Source organism: Rhodococcus sp. P4_C10 (assembly GCF_056402135.1).
On the sequence record NZ_JBFUHZ010000060.1, the window covers coordinates 24605 to 32573 of the forward strand.

Sequence of the window (7969 nt, forward strand, 5' to 3'; positions counted from 1 at the left end):
CCTCAGCCGTCCGACGGGGCGCGGCACCGGACGGCCGCGGACCCGGCGAAGTCGCCGGCGTGCGCGAACGCGGACATCAGCACCAGCGAACCGTTGGGGATGCGGCCGGCCCGGTTCGCGGTGTCCAGGGTGACCGGGATGCCGGCCCCGAACAGGTTGCCGCACTCGTCGAAGGTGTCGGGATGACGGTCAGCCGAAAGTTCCAGTGCCTCACGCCAATTGCGTAAGAACAGCCGATTCGGCTGGTTGGTGACGAAGGTGTCGACGGTCCGCGGGTCGATGCCGAGGCGGTCGCACAGGGCGCGCGAGACCTCGGGGACCAGCCGGTTGCCGCGGGCGAACACCTTCGCGATCTTGCTGTCGCTGAAGGCGATCCGGAACTGCCCCGGGCCCGGCTCCCAGTACTTCCGCGGCGGGTCCACCTCGCCGGTCATGTCGCCGTGGAACTCTCCGTAGGACCGGCATTCGACCCCGAGCACCGGCGCCTCGTCCGCCACGGCCAGCAGCCCCACGCCGCAGCCGTCCCCGGGTACCGGCGCCTGCGCCAGCCCGCGCACCTCGGTCTGGGTGAACACCTGCCCGGCGCTGTTCTGGGTGGCGGCGATCAGCGCGGTCCGGCCGCCGCCGGACTGCAGGATCTGGCGGGCGATCTTCATCATGTAGATGAACGACGCGCAGCCGCTGTTGTGCAGGTCGATCACCCATTCCGGGTGCGCGCCGAGGCGGTGTGCCACCTCGCCCGCGCAGCCGAGCACCGGCAGGTCGGGGAGTTGGGTGTGCGTGATCAGCACGTCGACGTCGGCGATCGCGGCGGCCCCGTGCCGGTCGATCAGCGGCTCGGCGGCCCGCAGCACCATGTCCGCCGCGCGCTCGCCGTCGGCGACGTGGTGCCGGTACCGCGGCGCCCGGAACATCGGCCCCTTCGGCGCCCGCCGGTTCTTGGCGAACTCCAGGAAGTACTCGGCGGGGACGCGCGCGACGGGCAGGTAGCTGGCGACGTCTACGAGGCTCACCGGGGGAGGCGGGGTGGCGGTCACGGCGGTCACGCTCCCCGCACCCATTCCGGCGTCACCGGGAGCCCGTGGGAGTGCCGGTACTCGGCAATGGCCTTGAGGTTGTGCATCTCGAGCAGGTGCCCCGGGTAGAAGATGTCCCAGTAGTCACCCACCCATCCGTCGCGGGCCGGCGGGGCGGCGGCGGGAAACGGGTTGCGGTCGTAGAACGGGTGGTGGCAATTGGTCCACAGCACAACCGATCCCGGCCTGTCGAGCACCACCTGCGCGTCGACCACCCGCATCAGGTAGATCATCCACAGGTGCGCGCCCTGGTCCCATGCGCAGTGGTAGTCCACGGTCATCGCGTCGGGGTTCGCCTGGACCCTGGCGTAGACCTCGGTGTCCGCGCCGAGCCGGTCGTACCCCTGCCACAGTCCGGGTGTGTCGGTCACGGTGAGACCGCGCAGGCTGTAGGTCCACTCCTCCAGGGAACGGATGTGCGCGAGGTAGTCGTACAGCTGCCGCGGTGGACAGTCGACGTAACCGTGGAGCGTGCAGTACTCGCCGTAGACCTGCTCGTGCGGGTACACCGAGTGCAGCATCTCCGCGACCATCGGCTCGGCCGTCTCGATGTCGGTGGACTCGATGCGATGGACCTGCGGGATCGCCTCCGGGGCAATGTCGTCGAGCGCTGCGGTCACGAGCGTTCTCCCCTGCTGGCGGTGGCGTCGGACAGGAAGGGCAGGAACGGCGGCACCTCGTCGGGGTCACAGGTGACGGAGACGAACGCCGGACCCGGGACGTGCGCGGCGTCGGCGAGGGCGCGACCGAGTTCCGGCGCGGTGGCGGCCTCGCGGGCGAACAGCGTCGGGAACATCGCGGCCAGGCCCGCACCGGGGAACGCGGGCTGAAACCTGTTGAAGCTGTAGTCGCCCCGGTAGAGCAGCTGTTCCCGGGTGACGCACATGGCGTGCGCGTTGTTGTTGAACACCACGAAGGTGACGGGCAACTGGTGCTCGACCGCCGTGTGCACCTCCATGCCGTGCATGTAGAACGCGCCGTCCCCGGCGATGACGAAGGTGCGCCTGCGGCGCCGGAACGCGGACCCGATCCCGGCGCCGAAGGCGTACCCCATCCCGCCCATGCCGAGCGCGACCACGAACCGGCCGCCGACGGTCGCCGGGAGGTGGTGCACCACGGCCGCCCCGGTGTTCCCGGCGTCGGCGACCACGTCCGCCCCCGCGGGCAGGTGCCGGGCGACGATCGCGACCGCGTCGCGGTACCGCAGCCCGGGGCCGGTCGCCGGCGGAACCGCGAGGCTGGAGAGGGCGGGCGGTTGGGTGTCGGCCCCGCCGCGCCCCGGGCCGAGCGCGTCGACCAGGTGCCGGAGGGAGTCACGCAGGTCCAGGCTGATCGTGTGCGACGACGCCAGGAAGGGCGGCGCGTGGCCGAGCGAGGCCACCCGCGCGGCGTGCAACCCGTCCTCGAGCCCGGTCCGGGCGAACACCGGCATCCGGGTCCCGACCAGCAGGCACAGGTCCGCGTACCGCAGCGCGTCCACCAGCTCCGGGTGGCCCATGCTGCCCGCCACGCCGCAGTAGCCGTGGCTGCGTGCGTCCACCACGTCCTTGGCGTCGGGGGTCACACCCACCGAGGCGTCCAGGGCGCTCACCAGTTCGGCGAGTTCGCCGCGGGCGTCGGCCCGGGCCACCTCGTCGCCGGCGATCACCAGGATCTTGCCGCGGTCCCGGGCAAGGGAGAGCAGCCTGACCAGCCGGCCCATCCCGAGCTTGTCCTGCGCCACCGCGGGCCGCGGGTGGATCGGGGCGCAGGCACCGGGGGCGATGTGCGCCTGCTGCACGTCCTTCGGGATCAGCAGCACCGCCGGGCCGCCGCGCAGTGCGGCGGAGACCGCCCGCGTCAGGTGCAGGCCCACGTCCTCGGACCGCTCGACGCGGGCGCAGTACCGGGAGACCTCCGCGAACAACCGGACGGCGTCGATCGAGCCCGCCCGGCCGCTCGAGTCCTGGAAGCCGCCGTGCCCCTCCAGCGCGGTCGGCGGCTGACCGACGAGGGCCAGCACCGGGACCCGGGACGCGAAGGCCTCACCGAGGCCCGGCACCAGGTTCAGCGCACCGCCGCCGGAGGTGGCGATCACCACGCCGAGACCGCCGCCGCCGCGCGCGTAGCCGTCGGCCATCGTCGCCGCCGAGAACTCGTGCTTGGCGACGATGCCGACGACGTGACGCCGGGTGCGGCCCAGCGCGTCATAGACGTCCTCGATGTTCGCGCCGTCCACCCCGAAGACGTGCCGGACCCCGAGGTCCGCGACCGCGTCGACCAGGTAGTCGGCGACGCGTCCCTGCGGGGGCACGTCGCGAGGGTCGCTCTGTCTCATCGGTACACCTCCGTCTCCTCGGTACAACTCCGGGCCGCGGCGTCAGAAGGTACTCGAGAGGAGCACCTGATCCGTTGCGACGGAACGGATGTCGATGCTGGCGATCCACGGCATCGGGACGCTGGTGGTGGCCGACGGTGTCGCCGTCTGACCGGCCCCGGCGGTCCAGGTGGCGAGCTGGGTGACGGCACCGGTCTTGTCGGTGACCACCAGCGCGTACTCCCGGCTGCCGTAGCCGTAGCCGCCGTCGGGGGCGGCCGGGTACCGGCACGTCACGTCGACGCGGGTGCCCCACTCCTGGGCCACGAGCGAGACCTCCGCGGTCAACGGGCTCGGCGTCACCGCGTCCATCGGGCGCGCCGTGACCGGGGCGGACGGGCCGGGCGGGACATCCGGGGCAGGCCGCTCCGAGGCGGCGGGCAGCACCACCGCGACACCGACCGCGGCGGCCGCCGCGGCCGTTGCGACCCCGCCGACCAGGACCAGCCTGCGGCGACGACGGTGCGGGCGGGCGCGGGTCATCAGCCTCGGCAGCAGGTCGGCGGGCGGCTCGGCGGGTTCGACGGCGCCGCCGCCGACCGGGTCGTCACCGAACTCGAGGGCGGTCGACGCCGGCACCTTGCCGAGCAGGCCCGGCATGCCGGCGACCTCCGCGACCGCCACGGCGCAGGTGTCGCAGGCGGTCAGGTGCCGCTCGAACTCGAGGCGCTCGTCGGATGTGAGCGCACCGAGCACGTAGGCGGCGTCCCAGCGGGCGTACGGGTCCAGTTCGATGCTCATTGCGTCACCCCCATTTCCTGAAGAATCAGTCGTAATGCCCTCAGCGCGTAGTGCATCCGCGACTTCACCGTCCCGTCGGGGATCTCCAGCTCCTCGGCGATCTGGTGGGTGGACATCCCGCGGTAGTAGGCCCGGACCAGCACCCCGCGGTGCTCGGGGGTCAGCCCGGCGAGGGCGTCCGCGACCAGCCAGGCGTCCAGCGCGGCGTCGGTGCCGTCCGGGCTCGCCTGCTCCGGCGGCGAGTCGGTGCCGAACTCGCGTTTCGAGCGGGCGCTGCGGTACTGGTCGAACACGAGGTTCCGGGCCACGGTGAACAGCCACGCCCGCGCCGAGTTCTCGCTCTGGTCCAGCACCCGCGGGTGCTGCCAGGCGCGCAGCAACGTCTCCTGCACCACGTCCTCGGCCCGGGCCCGGTCGCCGGTCAGCCGCATCGCGTACCGCCACAACGCGGCCGCGTGCTCGCCGTACAGAACGCGCATGAGTTCGGCCTGGTCCTGCGGCATCGGGCACCTCCAGTGGTACACACGCCGCCGGTGCTCGGGTGGTTCACGCCGACCGGACGGTTCCGCCTTTCACGAGGTCGGTCGAGCGGGGGCGGCTAGGACGCGTCTCTCCTAATCCTTCTCGGATGCGCCGGGCGAGACAATCGCCGTCCGGCAAGACGCAGGAGTCGCTCCGCGGGCTCCGCTGTTGTATCGGCGTCGGGAGCCACGTCCTAGTTCCGCTCGACGTCGATCGGGTGGGTGGCGCGCAGCGCCAGCGGCAGCGGCTGACGCCGGAGCACCTGCGCCCACAGGTCCGTGCGCGGCGGCCCGATCACGTCGGACGGCAGCGCCGACAGGACGGTCCAGTCGGCGCGCTCGAGCTCGCCGTCCAGCTGGCCCATCGTCCACCCCGAGTAGCCGGCGAACACCCGCGCGCCCTCGACCAACGGGCCGACCTGGTCCGGGTCGCAGTCGAGGTCCACCATCACCACCCGGCCGTGCACCCGCCGCAGCCCCTCCACACCGTCGATGACGGCCCCGGTGCGCAGGGTGGCCAGGCACAGGGCGGCGTCACGTTTGACGGGTCCGCCGACGAACAGCGCCCGCGGGCGGGCGCACAGGTCGGCCCACTGCGGCAGCACGGTGTGCACCGCGGTGGCGCTGGCGCGGTTGAGGACCACGCCGAGACTGCCCGCGTCGTTGTGCTCGATCACGTAGACCACGGTGCGCCGGAACGCCGGTTCGGTGAGGTCGGTGGCGGAGACCAGCAGGCTGCCGGGACGCACGACCGGTTCAGTCGAGGCCATTCGGTCGTCGGGCTCGTCTGCGTACTCCACCGGACAATCATCGCACCGCGGACCGGCCGGACACAGCCCGGCGCGGCGCGACGGTCACCCCGGCAGGCCGACCGTCTCGGCGAGTACCGACAGGTGGTGATCGAAGAGCGCCCGCGGGTCGGTGAAGGTGTCGGGGCCGTACTGCCCGAAGACCTCGAAGTTGACGGCGCCGAAGAGCGACGACCACACCAGCACCCCGCGCAGGAGCACCTCGTCGGGCAGGTCGAGGCCCAGCTCGGCGCGGATCGCGACGAGATTCTCGCGCAGCGGCGGCGCCGCGGCGGGGGCCGACAGCGGCCGCAGCAGGCCGGCGCGGTGCGCGTCGTCGATCACGCTCACCAGGGCGTTGACCACCCGGGTGCCCGGCCCCGTGGTGCGCTCGGCGGGCGCCCGGTAGCCGGGCACCGGGCTTCCGAAAAGCAGTCCGTAGCAAGCCTTTTCCCGCAACGCCCAGTCCCGGACGGCATGACCCAGGGCATGGAAGCGGGCGCGCGGACTGCCCGCGGGTGCGGCATCGAGCGCGGCCGCCGCGGCGTCGCCCAGCTCGGTGTAGCCCTCGACCACCAGCAGGGTGAGCAGCTCGTCGCGACTCTTGACGTACCGGTACACGGCGGACGAGACGACGCCGAGGTCGCGGGCCACGGCGCGCAGCGACAGCGCCGCCGCCCCGTCGCGGGCCAGGTGCTCGCGGCCGATCCGGGTGATGTCGGCCAGGGTCTGTTCGCGGGCACGGGCGCGGGGGGTACCGGTCACGCCGTCCAGGGTGAACCCCGTTCGTGAGCACTGTCAACTTTAGAGAGCACCGCTCTTGACAAGGGGGCGCCGGTGGCGCACTGTTAATTCGAGAGCAGTGCTCTCAATCGAACCCAGACGGACAGGATGTGATCACGATGTCGGCAGTACAGGTGGTGACCGGGGCAGGCCCGGTCGGGTGGACGGTCGCGCAGCAACTCGCCGACCGGGGCCACACCGTGCGGGTGCTCACCCGCTCCGGGTCCGGGCCGGAGCACCCCGGCGTGCGGCGGATGCGGGTGGACGTCTCCCGGCCCGGGGCACTCGACGACGCCCTCGACGGCGCCGCGGCGGTGTTCCACTGCACCCACGGCTCCGCGTACTCGGCGGCGGCCTGGCGGCGCGAGCTGCCGAGCACCGAACGCGAGGTACTGGCGGCCGCCGGCCGGGCCGGGGCGGTGGCGGTGTTCCCCGAGAGCCTCTACTCCTACGGCCCGGTCGACGGGCCGATCACCGAGGACACCCCACGCAACGCCCGCGACGGCAAGCTCGGGGTCCGCTCCGAACTGCTGCGCCAGCGCGCGGACTCGGCAACCCCGACGGTGAGCGTCGCCGCCTCGGACTTCTTCGGACCGCACGCGCTGATGGCGCACGCGGGGGAGCGAATGGTGCCGAAGATCCTGGCGGGCAAGACGGTTCGAGTCATGGCCGCGCTGGACGTCCCACACTCCTTCACCTACGTGCCGGACCTCGCGGCCGCCATGATCGCCGCCGCCGCGGATCCGGCGCGGTGGAACACCGTGCTGCACGCGCCGACCGGGCCCGCGCTCACCCAGCGGGAGATGGTGCATGCCTTCGCCGTCGCGGCCGGTGTCGACGACCCCCGCGTGGGGGTGCTGCCGGCGTGGTTGATCCGCGCCGCCGGCCGGGTACACGGCGAGACCCGCGAGCTCGCCGAGACGCTGTACCAGTTCGAGCGGCCGTTCGTCCTGGACTCCGCCCGCAGCGAGCGCCTGCTCGGCCTGGCGCCGACGCCGCTGCCCGAGGCGGCCTCCGCCACCGTCGCCTGGTGGCGGGCGCGGGACCGGGTGACCGCCGCGCGATAGGGTCGCGCGGTGGTGGACTCGACGGCCGGACTCCTGCGCGCGGCGCTGCGCGGCTCGCCCGGCCTCGGCCGCCTCGCCACCGTCCGGTTCGCCGGACAGTTCGGCGACGGACTGTTCCAGGCCGCGCTCGGCGGCGCGATCCTGTTCAACCCGGAACGCGAGACCGAACCCCTCGCCATCGCCGCCGGGTTCGCGGTCCTGCTGCTGCCCTACTCCCTGCTCGGCCCCTTCGCCGGCGCCCTGCTGGACCGCTGGGACCGCCGCGCCGTGCTGATGTGGGCGAACGTGCTGCGCGGCGTGCTGATCCTGTGCACCGCCGGCCTGCTGCTCACCGGGGCACCCGAGGCCCCGCTGCTGCTGTTCGCCCTCGCCGCGGTCGGCGTCAGCCGGTTCGTCGGCGCGGGAGTGTCCGCAGCGCTGCCCCACGTCGTGCGCCAGTCATGGCTGGTACCAACAAATTCCGTGCTCGCCACCGCGGGGTCCGGCGTCGCCGCGGCCGGCGCGGCGGCGGCTGTCGCAGTGATCGGCCTGGTGGGGGCGGGCGACCGCGGCTCCGGGGTCGCCGTCGCGGTGGCGGCCGTCGGCTCCGCGGTGGGCGCCGTCGCCGCGGCCCGGTTCGCCCCGCGCGGTCTCGGCC

8 protein-coding genes and 1 pseudogene are annotated in these 7969 nt (G+C 73.3%); 2 read left to right on the forward strand and 7 right to left on the reverse strand.

Going from position 1 to position 7969, the window contains the following annotated elements; translation table 11 throughout:
* Nucleotides 1-2: 2 nt before the first annotated feature.
* The 7 genes from AC1DWC_RS24905 to AC1DWC_RS24935 all read right to left on the reverse strand — a co-directional run bounded on the left by AC1DWC_RS24905 (nt 3) and on the right by AC1DWC_RS24935 (nt 6247).
* Complete coding sequence (locus AC1DWC_RS24905; protein ID WP_477912354.1) at nt 3-1046, reverse strand: 3-oxoacyl-ACP synthase III family protein; 1044 nt, start codon at nt 1044-1046, stop codon at nt 3-5.
* Nucleotides 1043-1696, reverse strand: a complete 654-nt coding sequence (locus tag AC1DWC_RS24910; RefSeq protein WP_477912356.1) for an SRPBCC family protein — start codon at nt 1694-1696, stop codon at nt 1043-1045. Before AC1DWC_RS24910 ends, AC1DWC_RS24905 begins: the two co-directional genes overlap by 4 nt.
* Nucleotides 1693-3393, reverse strand: coding sequence for a thiamine pyrophosphate-binding protein (locus tag AC1DWC_RS24915; protein ID WP_477912358.1), 1701 nt, complete (start codon nt 3391-3393; stop codon nt 1693-1695). Before AC1DWC_RS24915 ends, AC1DWC_RS24910 begins: the two co-directional genes overlap by 4 nt.
* A gap of 42 nt (nt 3394-3435) precedes the next feature.
* Nucleotides 3436-4173, reverse strand: a complete 738-nt coding sequence (locus AC1DWC_RS24920) for an anti-sigma factor family protein (protein WP_477912360.1) — start codon at nt 4171-4173, stop codon at nt 3436-3438.
* A complete protein-coding gene (locus AC1DWC_RS24925) occupies nt 4170-4676 on the reverse strand; it encodes a sigma-70 family RNA polymerase sigma factor (RefSeq protein ID WP_072846505.1) in 507 nt (168 codons plus the stop codon). The genes AC1DWC_RS24920 and AC1DWC_RS24925 overlap by 4 nt, the downstream gene beginning before the upstream one ends.
* 212 nt (nt 4677-4888) lie before the next feature.
* The gene (locus AC1DWC_RS24930; RefSeq protein WP_477839606.1) at nt 4889-5494 is read right to left on the reverse strand and encodes a YqgE/AlgH family protein; all 606 of its coding nucleotides are present in this window, start codon (nt 5492-5494) and stop codon (nt 4889-4891) included.
* Nucleotides 5495-5548: 54 nt separating this feature from the next.
* Nucleotides 5549-6247 (reverse strand): TetR/AcrR family transcriptional regulator, encoded by a 699-nt coding sequence (locus AC1DWC_RS24935; protein ID WP_477839604.1) that lies wholly within the window; start codon nt 6245-6247, stop codon nt 5549-5551.
* Nucleotides 6248-6384: 137 nt separating this feature from the next.
* On the opposite strand from AC1DWC_RS24935, the gene AC1DWC_RS24940 reads away from it, so the two are divergent.
* The gene (locus AC1DWC_RS24940) at nt 6385-7332 is read left to right on the forward strand and encodes an NAD-dependent epimerase/dehydratase family protein (protein WP_477912362.1); all 948 of its coding nucleotides are present in this window, start codon (nt 6385-6387) and stop codon (nt 7330-7332) included.
* A gap of 9 nt (nt 7333-7341) precedes the next feature.
* Nucleotides 7342-7969: pseudogene (locus tag AC1DWC_RS24945) on the forward strand (hypothetical protein); the annotation flags it as partial.